At 44.7% G+C, this 17,208-nt stretch carries 8 protein-coding genes; 6 read left to right on the top strand and 2 right to left on the bottom strand.

Annotated features, from left to right (window positions below; genetic code table 11):
- Positions 1–13: 13 nt before the first annotated feature.
- Both ACFSR5_RS13705 and ACFSR5_RS13700 read right to left on the bottom strand, forming a co-directional pair.
- Positions 14–2,041 carry a RagB/SusD family nutrient uptake outer membrane protein gene (locus tag ACFSR5_RS13705; RefSeq protein ID WP_380904713.1) on the bottom strand — a complete coding sequence of 676 codons (2,028 nt, stop codon included), beginning with the start codon at positions 2,039–2,041 and terminating at the stop codon, positions 14–16.
- Between the two features lie 18 nt (positions 2,042–2,059).
- Positions 2,060–5,323 carry a SusC/RagA family TonB-linked outer membrane protein gene (locus ACFSR5_RS13700; RefSeq protein ID WP_380904711.1) on the bottom strand — a complete coding sequence of 1,088 codons (3,264 nt, stop codon included), beginning with the start codon at positions 5,321–5,323 and terminating at the stop codon, positions 2,060–2,062.
- 452 nt (positions 5,324–5,775) lie between these two features.
- Between ACFSR5_RS13700 and ACFSR5_RS13695 the strand changes: the two genes are divergently transcribed.
- From ACFSR5_RS13695 to ACFSR5_RS13670, 6 genes are all read left to right on the top strand, one after another.
- The gene (locus ACFSR5_RS13695; RefSeq protein WP_380904709.1) at positions 5,776–8,565 is read left to right on the top strand and encodes a TonB-dependent receptor; all 2,790 of its coding nucleotides are present in this window, start codon (positions 5,776–5,778) and stop codon (positions 8,563–8,565) included.
- A 156-nt stretch (positions 8,566–8,721) separates the two neighbouring features.
- Complete coding sequence (locus ACFSR5_RS13690) at positions 8,722–9,801, top strand: phytase (RefSeq protein ID WP_380904704.1); 1,080 nt, start codon at positions 8,722–8,724, stop codon at positions 9,799–9,801.
- A 208-nt stretch (positions 9,802–10,009) separates the two neighbouring features.
- A complete protein-coding gene (locus tag ACFSR5_RS13685) occupies positions 10,010–10,549 on the top strand; it encodes an RNA polymerase sigma-70 factor (RefSeq protein ID WP_380904703.1) in 540 nt (179 codons plus the stop codon).
- A gap of 210 nt (positions 10,550–10,759) precedes the next feature.
- Complete coding sequence (locus ACFSR5_RS13680; protein WP_380904700.1) at positions 10,760–11,917, top strand: FecR family protein; 1,158 nt, start codon at positions 10,760–10,762, stop codon at positions 11,915–11,917.
- Between the two features lie 176 nt (positions 11,918–12,093).
- A complete protein-coding gene (locus ACFSR5_RS13675) occupies positions 12,094–15,711 on the top strand; it encodes a SusC/RagA family TonB-linked outer membrane protein (protein ID WP_380904698.1) in 3,618 nt (1,205 codons plus the stop codon).
- 16 nt (positions 15,712–15,727) lie between these two features.
- Entirely contained in the window at positions 15,728–17,200 is a 1,473-nt protein-coding gene (locus tag ACFSR5_RS13670) for a RagB/SusD family nutrient uptake outer membrane protein (protein WP_380904696.1), read from the top strand.
- Positions 17,201–17,208 lie beyond the last annotated feature (8 nt).

The raw sequence follows: 17,208 nt of genomic DNA, 5'->3' as shown, positions 1-17,208 counted from the left end.
TAGACTTTGGATATCAGTTGCCGATGGTTCCCTCATCTGCGACAGCGTCTTCCCAGTTGTCCCATTTTGGCGTAGTAGCGTCGTACCCGTCATAGCCATAGTTCTGGCTCAGCTGTCCCCGATTGTTTGCGGTGATCGCGGAAAACGGAATTGGCCAATACATGTTTTTCTTATCCATGGTATAATTCGGATTGCTATTTCCTGTGGCATTGATTTGTATAGGGCCTTTGTTGTACAGGCTGTAGTGTACGATCCGTTGATACCAATAGCTGCCGCCTGTCGTACCCGTACCGCTCTGTTTATCAAAATTATCCAAACTATACGTGTTACCCCATTCGTCTGGTTGGCCACTACGCGCCAGGCACAACGATACCCGCTTTAGTTCCACGTTGCGCCACTCTTCCCAGTACAGTTCACGGGCACGCTCATTCATAATGTCGCCGATGCTGACTACGCCTTGATACAGTTCGCTACATTGTGCGCGCTGCCGAACGGCATTCAGGTCGTCTTTAATTGTTCCGTCTCCGGGATTTATGTAATATTTTGCTTCAGCACGCAGAAGATAAGCTTCGGCCAACCGATATAGGTACCAGTCTGCATTGCTGCCATTAGTTGCGCCGCGAAGACCATCTGATCCCGTGATATTGGCATCATTGACTGGGTCATCTAAAAATAGCTTGTAGTGAGGCACATCAAACCAACGGCGTATGGTATCGCTGCAGAGCAAGGCGCCATTCTTTGGATTGAAGAGGGTCAAGGGTTTGCCAAAATCGATTGAAGCTTTATTGTTCACACGGTAATCTTCCATTTTTATCCAGTTGCCGCTGGCCGAACTATGCCTTAAATCGCCTTCGTCCAGCTTTCCGTTTACATGCCATAAACCGTCTGTCGAGAAACTCGTCGGGCGGAATGTCGCAATACCGCGTCCGAAAGCCCGCATATAATCGTATTTAGAATTGTAGTCGGCGCTGTTGCGTTTAATGTTTAGCAACGCCTGTTTTCCGTCTGAGGTTTGCAATCTTCCGTCAAATACAAACGGGTAGAGAATACGCATCGTCAACATTTTAATGAAGGATTCCGCTTCGGCGCCGCGGTTCGGCATCCCCATGATCACCTCCCGGTTGGCAGCGATCAATTTGTTTTCCGGGCGATGCAGGTCCCAGATAACATTGCGGGTAATGGGCCAGGTCAGCGGTTCCCCGCCGTCATTAAAGGTGCCAAAAGTATTTTCCATGAGCGAGTAACCCGATTGGTCAATCAGGATATCCAATTGTTCTTTAGCTTTGGCATATTCGCCGACAGCAAGATAGCATTTGGCGAGCAGCATGCGGCAGGCTCCTTTGTTCACCATACCGATAAGGCCCATTTGGCTTTGTTCCGGCACCCATTCTACGGCGAGCTCCATATCACGGGTAAGCATCGTTAGAATGGCATCACGTGTCGTGCTACGGTAATTCTGCTTGGGCACTTCCAACAATTTGGTCACGAGCGGTACGTCCCCATATTGAAAAACAAGTGCCATGTATCGGAAGGCACGATGAAAATAGGCGCGGCCCTTGTACATATTTTTGGTGGCTTCATCCAACTCTTCGACGTTGTCTACGTAGTTGATAATGGTATTGGCATACATGATCCCTTTATACGTCTCGTCCCAAAGATACCACATACTGTTGGTCCTGCCCAGGTTCTGATGGGTGTCTGAGTTAGGACCATCATCTTCCGTTGGCGTCAGCATGTTGGCTACGTCACAGAGCATCGTGCGTTTGTCTGTCGCCGCGGCAACCATCATCTCGGAGAAAATATATTCCGTGCCCAGCGTCAGCATTTCATTGTGATCGGTGGCCCAATATGCTTTGAGGTGCCGGTCACAGATCGCCATGGCAGCAATTAGTCCCTCTTCTGTGTTAAATGTAGCTCCCGGTTCATAAAAAGAGAGTGGGGCGGGTTTAAGAAAATCTTTCGAACAGCTGCTCGCCAGGAGCGTACCGCCCAACAAAACAGCAAAGGATATATGGTGTACATTTCGTGTTATTCGTTTCATAATGTCACAATTAAAAGATTAAAAAACTAAATTGAGTCCCAAGGTGTAGATACGTGTTGCGAGTCCACCTCGATCATTGTCGTTAAAATTAGGGCTAACTTCCGGATCGCCATATTCCCAGTCTTTCGCCCATGTGGCGACGTTGCGGATCGTTCCGAAAACTTTGACACGATTCAATTCATACCGGGAAGTCCATGCTTTCGGCAAGGTGTATCCTACCGAGATGTTGTCCAGACGGATGAAAGAGCGGTCATACAATTTCTGTGCACCACTGGCCCCCGTTGGTCCAGCCGCTTCGATTCGGCCGTATTCGTGGGTTGGATTTTCTGGTGTCCAATATTCCTTTGCCGGTAGGTTCGCCATTCCGTAGGCCATACGTCCACCATCATCGTCGTTGTTGAGGTAAAACCCCGCTAGGCTCTTGTGCCCCATGTAGGAGTAGATATTGAATGCGACGGTCAGGTCTTTCCAAAGAACGAAATCGTTGCGTAGCGACCAGTGTATCGGTGGCGTCGTTTCCCCGAGAAACTCATGATCGTTTTGGTTGTAGGTGGGTGTCACGCTACCGTCCTCATGTACGACATCATCAGCCGTATACGTGTTCGCAACTTTCGGATCGCCCGGTTTTTGCCCGTATTTGGCAGCTTCTTCGACCTCATTGGTTTGCCAGATACCAGTCACTCGGTAATTCCAGATGACGCTAATTGGTTTGTCGATGAACCAACCATTTGCCGAATCGTCCTTATTTTCGTACGTCAAGGCCTTTATACGGTTTCGGTTAAACGAAAAGCTGGCTGTCGTAGACCATTGAAAATTGTCTCGTTGTATGTTGATGGTGCTAAGTGCCAGTTCGACCCCGCTATTGTTTACTTGTCCAAGATTGGTCGTAATATTCTTAAAACCTGTGAAGGTCGGTAAACGTTCGTTCATGATCATATCATGTGTCTGCATGCTATAATACTCCAAAGTACCAGTAATGCGATCCTTTAGGAATCCGAAATCAAGTCCAAGATTCCAAGACGCAGTCTTTTCCCATTGTAGATTTGGGTTAGCTAACCTATCCATCATCAGGTAACGATACAGATCCAACTCGCCCGAATTATTGATATACCCTTGAAATTTTCCGGCGCCCGAGTAGAGGTTTGCTACGGCCAGATAAGGATGCTCTAAGGATCTGTTACCGTTTTTGCCGTACGAAACGCGTAATTTACCCGAGCTCATGACGTCGTTCCATTGGAAAAATTTCTCATTGGTAAAGGACCAGGCCACTGAAGCCGAAGGGAAATAAGCATAGGGATTGGATGCACCGAAGGCAGAATATCCATCCCGACGAAAAGATGCCGTCAACATGTATCGATCGTCGTAAGAGTAAAACATACGTGCTAAAAGTCCGTCGGCCGTTTGTCTTTCGTCGCCACTGGAAAAACTACTGTCTTCTTTGCTTCCGTTTGATGTGTTGTGAAAGCCAAGATAGTCTGAGGGGAGTATTCTACGGGCTTCGATGCGATCACTCCAATACTGACGTTTTTCGGCTTCTTGTACCAACGTGACGTTTAGGCGGTGTTTTTCGGCAAACGTTTGCTCCCACGCGAGGGTATTATTCAACGACCAATCGAAGCGCTTCGCCTGCTCACGGTTTACGCCGCGCGATGCGGGATCAGAACCGGGGAGATCCGCCGACATAAAGTACCGATCGTAGAAAAACTGATAACGAGGCGAAGCATTGAAGGTGTAGGTAATATTAAATGGTAATTTGATCTTGGCAGATAGAATCGTGTTTAGGGTAGTGTATCCTTTCTCCAGTTCGAGGTATTGTCGCTGAAAATCGTAATTGTATCCGCGTTGGCTGTATTCGCCACTCAATGGGAACTGCAAGGGATTGCCGAATTCATCGGCATAGTCGGCATACGGGCTGTTTCGTAAAGATTCATCTAAGGCGATGCCGATATTTCCGTCCGAGCGGTCTTGAAAATTTACGTTTGCGCCAATTTCGAACCAGCTGGCTACTTTTGTGTCCACCTTCATATTCGCGCGTACAGCTTGGTAGGCATCGCTTACCTCAGCGCCCTGATTTTTTAAATAACCCATCGAGAGGTAATAGTTAGTACGTTCGCTCGCTCCGCTGACACTGATGTTGTAATCTTGATCAAGACCGCTTCGATATGTGTGATCTTCCCAGTTCGTCACGTTGCCTGCTAACAGATTCTGGAGTGTGTTGCCCATAAATCCCAAGCGCTTGGCCCATATGCTGAGGTCGGATTCGCCTTCTTCATTAGAGCTGTATCCGCGCCAATCCGCCAGTGAAACATGTGAGGGAAGCTGGTCGGGACGCATATAAAATCCTGTCGGTACTGTCAGATTGCCCTGATTGTCGCGTGTTTGGTAGGCCTCGTAGGCACCGGTTTCTGGGTTTACATCGTACGTGTTCTTTGTAAACCAATCTTGACGGTGCTGTAAATATGCCTCTGGTGTGAACCGCTTGCGGTAGTTCGCTGGTGTAGTTGTACCAATATTGGCGGTCATGTTGATGATAGGCTTGCCTTGTTTTCCCTTTTTTGTTGTTATAATGATCACTCCGTTAGCGGCTTTCGAGCCGTATACGGCAGCGGCCGAAGCATCTTTTAGTACGTCGATCTGCTCAATATCGTCGGGATTGATTTCTGACAACTCACCGTAAAAAAACATTCCGTCGAGGATAAGCAACGGATCGCTATGTCCGCCTGCTGTATAAACCGACCGTTGGCCACGAATGTTGATGCTTCCGCCGCCCTTGGCTGAGGGACTATAGCCAACGCGTACGCCCGGGGCACCGCGTAGGATATCCTGTACAGTCTTGGGATTCTCGTTAGCAATTTTGTCTGGACGGATCTGCACAATGGAGCCGGTCAGATCTTTTTTTCGCATCGTCCCATAGCCTACGACGACGACCTCATCCAACGATTCATTGATGGATGCTAAACGGATTTGTAAATCGGTTTGATTGGCGACACCGACAGTCTGTGCCGTATAGCCAATATGAGATACGACTAGGACCGCATTTGACCCGGCCTGCAAGGTAAATGAACCATCTGCTGCGGTGCTTGTACCGTCATTGCTGTTCTGTACCATTATAGCGACACCTTCGATCGGCTGCCCAGTTGTCGCGTCGCTGACTTTGCCGCTGATGGTTTTGTTTTGCGCCAATGTAAGAAGTGGGGAGAGGAAAATACAGAGTAAGGTAAAGGCCCGATATACGTGCATTCTCTTCTCTGAATAATAGGGGTATGTGTTGAATATCATCATTTAAGTTTTACTTTACTGTTTAGATTGGGTGTGAAAAACCAGCGCATACTGGTTAAGCACGGATTAGTTCGTTTTCATGAGGTATTCCTTGTTATTTATGTATTGTCTTTCTCAAATGCGTCCTAAGGGGTTTACTATTTTGGAGCATTGTTTTAATTAGTTGTGTAGCAACATGTGCGTCCGAATAGGTGGTGTGCCGTAAGAAGCGTTTGTGTGTAGAATCGTTTATTAATTCGTTAACTGTACTACAAAATAAAGCAAAGTAAAGTGGCGCCGGTTGTACGATCTGTTCATCTTATTGCGGATATGTCTCAAATAAAGGGTGTCGGAATAGAACAGGAGCAACTTTTCGACTTTCTTAATCTACTTTTGGTTTCACCGTTTGTTAACATATATTTCATCCCTTGTTCATGTTAACTCCCTAGGTTTGTCGCAATTTGAAAAGACAAACCATGAGAATTTTTACTACACTATTATTAACTATTATTACTGTTTTTGGTTACGGACAGAGCACGATACTTACAGGAAAGGTCACCGACGAAACGGATGAATTTTCGTTACCGGGCGCGACAATTCGTATTTTGGAGAGCAATCGGTATACAGTATCTGGACAGAATGGCGATTTTGAATTTCTTGATTTGCCGGAAGGCAGTTATACGCTATCGGTCGTTTACATTGGGTACCAGCCGCTCGAATATAAGGTAACCGTAAAACGGGGGCAGAAAAATAATGTTGGGTTGGCCTTGGCTCCATCTGCTAATACACTCTCTGAAGTCGTGGTATTGGGGGATATGCGGAAAGGTCAGGCACGCGCACTTAACCAACAGAAAAATAACCAAAATATATCCAATATTATTTCGTCTGATCAAGTTGGCCGTTTTCCGGATGCGAACATCGGCGACGCCCTTAAGCGGGTGCCGGGTATCACGATGCAAAATGATCAAGGGGAGGCCCGGAATATCATCATACGCGGCCTGGCGCCCAACTTGAACTCCGTAACGCTAAACGGAGACCGTATTCCGTCGGCAGAAGGCGATAATAGGAACGTGCAAATGGACCTGATTCCGGCAGATATGATTTCCACGATTGAAGTGAATAAAACGCTTACACCAGATATGGACGCGGATGCGATCGGCGGTTCTGTCAATCTGATCACGCGCGCATCTCCAAACGGGCAACGTATTTCGGCTACGCTGGCAGGGGGCTATGGTCCCATTCGCGAAAAGGCAAACTACACGGCGGGTCTGGTGTACGGAAATCGGTTTGCAAACAATAAAATTGGTTTGGTATTGAGCGGCTCGTTTAATAACAATCGTTTTGGCTCCGACAATGTGGAGGGGGTGTGGGACCGTACGGATAATGAACAATTGTATCTGTCGGAAATGGAGATACGGAAATATGATGTGCAACGCATCCGTCGCAGTGCTGCATTAGCGTTCGATTATAAGATTAATGATAAGCATTTGTTATATGCCAATGGGATGTACAACTGGCGTGATGATCGTGAAAATAGATACCGCGTAGCGTATAAGGATATTGAACTGACGGAAGATGGATATGTGGGTGTGATCAGTCGTGAGACGAAAGGTGGTATCGATAACAACACCAATAAGATGGCTCGGCTGGAACGGCAAAAAGTTCAGAATTACGGTTTAGGCGGTGAGCATATTTTGAGTTCGAAACTGGATTTGGATTGGGCAGCTAACTTCGCCACGGCGAGTGAGTACCGCCCGAATGAACGCTACATCAGCTTTGAACAGGAGGACGTGCCTATGACATTGGATCTGCAAAATCCCCGTAAACCATTCGTGTCGGCAACAGAGGATCTTAGTGCATTCGGATTAGATGAAATTACGGAAAACGAAGATTTTACAGAGGAGAAAGAATTCGGATTCAAAGCCAACGTACGTTTTCCGTTATCCGTGATACAAAACCAGAAAGGACGTTTCCGTACCGGTGTGCGTTTACGAGTGAAGGAAAAATCACGGGATAATATTTTTTACGAATATAAGCCTCTGGAGGATTTCGGATCATTGGCCGACATGTCGACCGTGTACTATGACGGAAAGAATTTTAATCCTGGGGCGCAGTATGTGCCGGGTACATTTATACCCAATAGCTACTTGGGTGGTCTTGATCTAACGAACGGTGGTCTGTACGAACAGGAAGCGAAACCGGACGAATACTTGACGGCAAATTATCTGGCAAAAGAACGGATTTTTGCTGGCTATATACGTTGGGATCAGGACTTCAACGAAAAGCTTTCGATGATCGTAGGTGCCCGTGTTGAGCATACACGCATCAACTATACAGGTAATTATGTGATGGACGAGGAGGAATTACTCGGAGAGGTTAACAACAAGAATACGTATACTAACGTCCTTCCCAGTGTGTCGTTGAAATATAAAGCAGATGCATCTACAGTGTTGCGTGCAGCATTCACGACGGCGTTGGCTCGCCCGAATTACTATGCGCTGGCACCGTATGTCAGCGTCATCGGCGAAGATCGGGAGGTGGCTGCCGGCAATCCTAACCTAAAGGCTACGTACTCGTACAATGCCGACTTGATGGCTGAGCATTATTTCCGCTCAGTCGGCATCTTTTCAGCGGGCGTTTTTTATAAAAACTTACAAGATTTTATTTACACGTATAGTAATAATCAATATAGAACAGCGGATTTCGCCAATGATTTTCCAAATCAACAAAATCCGATTCCTACAGGAGAAAATTATCAATTTGTGCAACAACGAAATGGTGATCACGTCAATGTGTATGGGTTTGAAGTAGCTTTCCAGCGCCAAATGGATTTCCTTCCCGGACGTTTCCTTAAGGGATTCGGTATTTACTTGAATTATACCAACACCAACTCGAGAGCTAAAGGAATTACTAATGAAGATGGCGAAGAACGTGAAAATATGAAATTACCTGGTGCAGCGCCGCATATGTTTAACGGATCCTTATCGTGGGAAAATAGTAAATTTTCATCAAGGGTGTCGCTGAATTATACGTCTTCTTACATTGACGAATTAGGCGGAGAAGATTTTGAAGATCGGTATTACGATAAACAGTTGTTTGTGGATGCGAATGCGGCCTACAAAATTACACCGAAGTTGCGCATATTCTTAGAAGCGAACAATTTGACCAACCAGCCGCTACGTTATTATCAAGGTATTTCGGCTCGTACGATGCAGATGGAATATTATCAGGCACGCTTTAACTTAGGCGTGAAGTTTGATTTGTAGTAGCTTGATAAGTACAGCACTGACCGGCTGTAGAAAGACGCTAGCGCGAGCTTGTAACTCGAACTCGTTTAGAGTGGACAAAGCAGGGATGTTGATCTAGGCATTACGTAGTGAACCTCCTTTGGATAATTTTAGTAACCATAAAAAAAGAACTATATGAACAGAAAATGGAATATGATGAAGGCCTTGGTGGTAGCTTCCGTATTGGCTTCCTGCTCCTCGGGACTGACCCCTGTAGCGACAGACGCCATCGTGCCTACAGTGGTCACTGAGCAGACCGAATTCGATACAGACGATCCGGCTATCTGGATACATCCTACGGATCCGTCTAAAAGTCTGATCGTTGGAACGGACAAGGAAGTCGGTGGAGGCTTGTATGTATACGACCTGTCGGGAAAGATTGTAAAAAAAGTGACCGGCTTACAGCGTCCAAACAATGTGGACATCGCCTATGGTCTCGAACTGAACGGCAAGAAAGTGGACGTAGCGATTACAACTGAACGAAAAGCACATAAAATTAGGGTGTATTCCCTACCCGATTTGACACCAATCGATAACGGCGGGATTTCCATTTTTGATGGAGAGGAAGGAGAAGAAAGCCGGGACGGAATGGGGATTGCACTTTATACGAAGAAGGATTCGAGCGCATCGACAATTTATGCCATTGTTGGGCGCAAAACAGGTGCATCAGGATCCTACCTGTGGCAATACCAACTGAAAGGGAATGCCGACGGGACAGTAACTGGCGATGTCGTTCGGAAATTTGGTACATACAGTGGAAAAAAAGAAATCGAAGCGATTGCTGTGGATAATGAGCTCGGCTATATATATTATTCGGACGAGACAGTTGGCGTACGGAAGTATTATGCCGATCCGGAGAGAAAAGATGACACGGAGCTCGCCTTTTTTGCTCAACAGGATGCCAAATCAGACCACGAAGGCATTGCCATCTACAAAACAAGCGATTCTACAGGGTACTTGTTGCTTTCCAATCAACAAAATAATTCCTTTCTGGTCTATCCACGTGAGGGTACCGATGGAAATCCGCACGCACACAAAAAGCTAGCTGATATTCCGGTATCTGCGATCGAATGTGACGGTGCAGATGCGACGAACTTAAATTTGGGAGACAAATTCGAAAAAGGTATGTTGATTGCTATGAGTAATGGTAAAGTTTTTCATTACTACGATTGGAATTTGATACAAGATCGCATCGATAAAGGCGAAGGAAAGTAGTTGAACAGCATGAAAACCTGAACACAGCGCAGAGCCACAAGGCTCTGCGTTTTTTTTAGATCAATTACCTGTTTTTCGTTTTTGTCGAAATGGAACTACTTTTTTTGAAGCCGTTTTAAAATATTTTTAATACCTTGGTTTTGAAAATGAGACCTTATCCTACCGGTAACATTTTCCTACTAACAACTTTATTGACGAATTGCCGAAAATGAATGTAGTCGATCCCGATAAACTATTATTTACAAAGTACTACCGAGCGTTGTGTCATTTTGCGTGGCAGTTGGTGCATGACGAGCATCTAGCGGAAGACCTAGCGCAAGACGCATTTATCAGTTATATGCAGCATAAACGTGGTATCGCAGCAGACGAACGTGCGATCAAATCATTTTTGTATTCTTCCGTTAAATTTGCCGTCTATAATCTGAACCGCAAAAATAAAACCATGAAACGGTTTTGGAACCGTACAGGATTCGAAGAGGCAGACGATATGGACTATGAACATGAGCTTATCCGAACCGAATTTTCGAGGATGATACACGAAACAATCGCTACACTACCGGAAGGATGCAGGCGTGTCATGACAATGAGCTATGTGGATGGCTATTCCAATGAAGAAATTTCGGAGCAACTAGAGATCAGTTTGAATACGATCAAAACACATAAGAAACGCGGATTACACGTGTTGCGGTCAAAATTGCGCCCTGACTATTTTTCGGTTGCGCTAGCTCTATTTCTCTCCGATCTCTAGAAATCATTTGGTAAAATAATAACCCATCTATTTTCAACCGCTACAGCAATAGCTCAGTAAACATGGGGTGTTGTTTCAGATCTTTCAATTGCTTACGTGTTGTCCTGCATCTCGACTATTAGCAATTGCGCGACTCTTTTTCTCTCCAGTCTAAAAAAAATGTAAATTCTTGTCACCCCCAATCCAGTTTTTGGTTTCTTAATTAAAATTATGGATACTAACCCGTTCGAAATCGCCGAAATTTTGGCCAAAAAAAGCAATGGAGACTCCATTTCTGATGCGGAAGAATTGATCCTTTCAGCTTGGTTAAAGCAAGACGTTAAAAATCGGGCTCTATATGACGAACTTCTAACGAAGAATAGCGGCGTAGAACCAGCATGGATGGAACATATTGATGCGCACGGGGCATGGAGACGGATACAGCAACGAACAACACGCAAGAATCGTTTGTCGATCCGATGGGCGGTGGCTGCATCGCTGTTAGTGGCCTTGTCGATTGGTGGGTACCTTTGGCTACCTACTCGAAACGGAGCGGAGCAAACTCGGATCGTCGAAAGCACGGCTCAAAAGTATACGAATGATGTACTCCCTGCTAATCTCGGTGCAAAAATAATTTTGGCAAGCGGAGAGGAAGTCAAAGTGGATGATACGCTCAGCGTGGCCCACAGTGTCCAGCTGATGGATGGCCGTATCCGTGAGCCTCAAGAGACACTACAACATGGATTGACGTACCATACATTGTTGGTTCCGGCGGCGAATTTCTTTAAATTGACGCTTGCCGATGGAACCACGGTGTGGGTTAACTCCAATAGTGAGCTGCGGTTTCCCACACATTTTTCTGAAGATGAACGCCGCGTGTATCTCCGTGGTGAAGCCTATTTTGAGGTGGCAAAGGACGCTGCAAAACCATTTTACGTGGAGACAAGCGACATACATATTCGCGTGCTCGGCACGCACTTCAATGTATCGACGTATGGAGATCGAAGCAAAACATCCCTGGCGGAAGGTCGTGTAGAAATCAGTAACCATAAGCAGTCGGTTGTTATTTCGCCTGGCCAGAGTGCAGAGTGGCGAAACGGAAACCTCCAGGTGAAGTCGACAAATCTGCAAAAGGATCTGGCTTGGAAAAACAATGAATTCTATTTTCAGGAAGACAATATTGTCCATATCGCCCATCAACTTAAATTATGGTATGATCTGGATATTTCTTTTTCCGACGATGTGTCTTTGACGACAACCTACTCCGGCGAGATCCGTCGCGATGTACGGTTAACAGAAGTGCTTAAAATGCTGGAGTTTGTTAGTGACTTAGACTTCAAGCTGAATAAAAATAAATTATTGATCACTAAAAATCAGATTATGAAATAGGCAGACAATAGCGCAAAAAAACAGGAGTGTTGCAGCACCCCTGTCTAACATCAAGTTAACTTAAGAATACTAACCCTTTCACATTAACTCAATTACTCAAATGTATGAATAACTTCTCATTTGACAAAAGGCGCATGGAAGCGTGGAGACCGCCTTTTGTCTTAATTTTCCGGATTATGAAAATTACAACACTGCTCCTGTTGGTTTTTATGACATGTGCTTATGCAGAGGGAACTGCTCAGAAAGTTTCTCTTTCTTTAACGAATGCCAAATTGGAAGATGTTTTCAAGCAGATTAGCAAACAAACAGATTATCGGTTTCTATACAGCGACAATGTGGTGAAAAAGGCAGATCGCGTAAGTGTGCACGTGCGGAATGCGAACTTAAAAGACGTGCTAAAAGCTGTCCTGCCAAGCGATAATTTTTCGTTTAAGATCATTGCTGAAACGATTTCAATCGTCTATAAAGAAGAAGGGAAAGGGCGGATCGGCATCGTAGAAGATCAACAAAACAGGGTTACAGGTACAGTAAGAAATAAAGATGGGCAGCCGCTGATAGGCGCTTCAGTTTTAGTCAAAGGAACTTCCGTGGGTGCAACCACGGACGCAGAGGGTGAGTTTTCTATCGCTGCAACGGCTACATCTACTCTTGTCATACGGTATGTTGGATATGGTACAAAGGAAGTCTCCGTGAATAACCGGGGCACGGTCTCCATCGTTTTGGATGCAGATGATAAGACGCTGGATGCAGTAGATGTCGTTGCGACGGGTTATCAGAATATTGACAGAAAACTGTTTACAGGAGCTACATCAAAGGTACTTGCAAAAGATGCGGAGCGAGCAGGCGTACCAGATATCTCCCGCATGTTGGAAGGTCAGGCAGCTGGGGTATCGGTGCAAAATGTCTCCGGTACGTTTGGTGCTGCACCAAAAATCCGAGTTAGAGGAGCGACGTCACTATCAGGTGATAATAAACCATTGTGGGTCATTGACGGTATCATTTTGGAGGATGTCGTCAATATTTCTAACGAAGCATTATCAACAGGTGATGCAAATACGCTAATCGGTTCCTCTGTCGCGGGTTTAAATCCTAACGATATTGAGTCATTTACGATTTTAAAGGATGCGGCAGCGACTGCTATGTATGGCGCGCGCGCGATGAATGGAGTAATCGTGGTAACCACTAAGCGAGGGATACAAACAGAGGGTGCTCCTCAGGTTACCTATAGCTCAACGCTAACCACGTACTTAAAGCCGAATTATGACCAATTCGATATTATGAATTCCGGAGAACAAATGTCGGTGTTATTAGAAATGGAAAGGAAGGGAGCGTTTGCACATGCTGGATCGAGAAACTCTATGAACGGGGGAATTTTTTACAAAATGTACAATCAGATCTATGATTATGATCCTCAAACAGATTCGTATACGCTAAAAAACAATCAAGCATCTAAGAACCAATTTTTAAAACGTTATGCAGAGGCAAATACAGATTGGTTTGATGTTCTATTTAAAAACTCGTTGCTGCAAGAGCATTCGTTAAGCTATACATCTGGAACGGCTAAATCACAGACGTATGCGTCAACCAGCTATATGAGTGATAATGGGCAGACAATTGGGGATAATGTGAAACGTTTTACAGCAAATCTGCGTACAAATTTTAAACTCAGTGATAAACTTAGCGGAGAATTGCTGTTTAACGGTTCTATCCGGGATCAGCGAACACCCGGCACCCTGACGCGAAATTCTGATCCCGTTTTCGGCCAATACTCCAGGGACTTCGATATAAATCCCTATTCTTATGCATTGAATACCTCGCGATTGATGACTCCTTACGATGAAAATGGCGAACTGGAATATTTCGTAAAGAATTTTGCCCCATTCAATATCCTGAATGAATTGAACAATAATTACCTCGAGTTGGGTATGAATGAACTAAAGGTACAGGGAGGGGTGAAATACAAAATAATACCTACGTTAACCTACTCTGTGGACGGATCATATCGATATGCAACAACACGTAGAAAACATTATATTAAAGAGAATTCCAATATGGTTGGCGCCTATCGTGCACATGGGGACGATCCATTCATTATGGAAAATAATCGTTTTCTATTTGATAGACCGTTTGCTCCGACGGAATTGCCTTATGTGGTATTGCCGGAGGGGGGCTTCTACAACACGAACAGTAATGATATGGTCAATTATTATTTTCGGCAGAATTTGGAGTATGATGCAACCTACCACGAACGTCACCGGTTGAATGTCTTCGGATCGATGGAGATTCGATATACCGATAGGCAATACGATAATTTCGATGGTGTTGGCTATCAATACGAAAATGCCGGGATTGTTAATCCGGATTATAAATATTTTGAACGCGCGCAACTTCTGATTAACCCATACTTTGGGATGGGATATACCAAAGATCGGTATGCTGCCTTTATGATGCGAGCAGCCTACGCACTTGACGAAAAGTATAGCTTTAATTTTACGACACGTTATGATGGCTCTAACTTAATGGGGAAATCGCGAACGGCTAGGTGGCTCCCAACTTGGAATCTTTCGGGAGCGTGGGACATTGACAAAGAATCGTTTTTCAACCCGGATGGATGGTTTCTAAGCGGAGCAAGAATCAGGGGTACCTATGGATTAGTAGCCAGTTTAGGAAATGCGAGAAATTCAGACGTCCTTTATTATAACAGGCTTACGTATCGTCCTACCGAGTTAGACAAGGAAACTTTGGTTGGAATATCAAGTCTGGAAAACTCAGGTCTTACCTGGGAGAAATTGTATGAACTAAATATTGGGGCAGACTTAGGTCTTTTCAATAATAAAGTTGATCTGACCGTTGACGTGTATAAGCGTAATATATTCGATCTGATCGGGACCGTAACGACCTCTGGTATAGGTGGACAGTTTAGAAAAGTTGGAAATTATGGAAAGATGTCAGGCAAAGGGATAGAAATGACCATTGGAGGTACACCTGTACGGAACGATAATTTTAGATGGAGAACGTCTTTCAATTATGCGATCAACAAAAACGAGATTACGGAACTGGAGGTCAACCCGAATCAATGGACGTTAATACGGGCAGAGGGAGGTCCTTTGCAGGGGTATTCGCAACGAGGGTTGTTTTCTATAGCATTCGATGGACTCGATCCAATGTATGGATTTCCGACATTTGTGTCTCAAACAGGAGCTAGAAATGTCACGCGTGTCGATTTCCAAAGTACCTCAATTGACTATTTAAAATATCATGGCCCTGTGGATCCAACATTTACGGGTGGATTTTATAATCAATTGGGATACAAGGATTTTACGTTGTCGTTTTTGTTCAATTTTAGTTTTGGCAACTATGTCCGCCTACAACCTACCTTTACCCCTTATCTAACGGATGATGTTGTTATGACCCGGGATTTGGTAAACAGATGGATGGTGCCGGGTGATGAAAAATTGACGACCATTCCCACAATTTTGGATCCTCTTGTTTCAGAAACATTTATGAGCGACGATCCGCGCTATTCCTACTATGCGTATAATTATTCTGACCAGCGTGTAGCAAAGGGTGATTTCATTCGCTTAAAGAATATCTCGTTGTCTTACAGAATTCCTAAAAGTATTTCGGATCGCCTAAAAATGAGGTCGTTAGATTTGGCATTGGTGGGCAATAATGTGGCATTGCTTTATTCAGATAAAAAGCTTAATGGTGCAGATCCCGAGTTTTTTGGTAATGGAGGAGTGGCTTTGCCCATTCCTAGGCAATATACCTTTTCGTTAAAAGTTGGTTTCTAATTTTAAGATGTAAAAGATGATGGAAAATAAATATAGAATAGTTGTGCTGTTCGTCCTTTCTGCCGTGATGACCGGATGTTCAAAGTATTTGGACGTAAACCCAGATATGCGGACGGAAATAAATACAGTGGAGAAGGTCGGTCAGCTTCTGGTGACAGCTTATCCACAATATGACTACCTGGTGTTCACCGAATTGGCATCCGACAATTCTGTGGACAAGGGGCCCGGAGTTGGAAATTTAAATGATATCGCTCGGGATAGCTACTTTTGGGATGAGGTGATGCAAACTACGGGCAATAATGCACCAAACACCTATTGGAACGCTGCCTATACCGCCATCGCCGCGGCCAATCAAGCGATTGAGGCCATTGACGAAAATAATTTTGGCGAGCAGGGGGAACAATATCGTGGTGAGGCACTATTAGCAAGGGCTTATGCACACCATATGCTGGTCTCCATATTTGCAAAGACGTATCAAATAAATGGAGATAATTCATCGCCTGGAATTCCTTATGTTACGGAGCCGGAAACTTCAGTATTTAAACAATATGAGCGGGGAACGGTAGCTTCGGTTTATGAAAATATCGAACGTGATTTATTGCAGGGCCTCGATCTGATAAAAGGATTAACATTCAAAGCGACAAAATTCCATTTTAATATTCAAGCTGCAAATGCTTTTGCCGCAAGATTTTATCTGTTCAAGGGAGAATATGACAAGGTTGTGCAATATAGTAGTGCTATTTTTCCAGATAATAATTATAAAGAGAACCTGAGACCTGTTGCGACCACCTTGCGGACGATTGAGTTTGCCTCGGCCTCTTTAGAGTTTATGCGCTCCGAAAGAAGCTATAACCTGCTGTTGGCAAATGTGTTTTCTTCTATGGCAAATATTGCAGGACAAGGCCGGTATGGACTCGGTGTTGTTGGACAGGCCATGCTGAACAGTACGACTGTGGCCGGAAAGAACTTTTATCAACGGTATGGTACATGGGGGGATAACCAGGCGTCCGTGTCTAAATATCCGGGGTTGTTTTTTGTTACAAATCCATTATCCAATATCGGATATAACTATACAATTCAATGCTTGTTTTCTACCGATGAAGCGCTGATTAACAGGGCAGAAGCCTATATTAACCTTGGACGTTATGAATTAGCGCTTAGGGATTTAAACGATTTTTCTGAGGTCAGGATTCAGGATTATAATGCCAACACGCATCGTATTACGGAAGCCAAAGTTCTGGCTTTTTATGAAACAGCAGACATCAGAGAAGGACTCATGCAAACCGTATTGGACTTCAAACAACGCGCGTTTATGCACGAAGGAATCCGTTGGTTCGATATTAATCGACATGCGATTGAAATTCAGCATAACCACATCGATGCCAATGGGTTTGAAACCTTCGATGTGTTGAAAAAAGACGATCTGCGTCGTGTTTTTCAATTGCCGGAAAGCGTTGGAACATCAGGACTGGAAAAGAATCCAAGGTAGCATTTAAC

The sequence above is a fragment of the Sphingobacterium suaedae genome (assembly GCF_042684625.1).
GTDB classification, from domain to species: Bacteria; Bacteroidota; Bacteroidia; order Sphingobacteriales; family Sphingobacteriaceae; genus Sphingobacterium; species Sphingobacterium suaedae.
The sequence above is the reverse complement of the archived record's forward strand: the minus strand, read 5'-3'. Positions and strand labels throughout refer to the sequence as shown.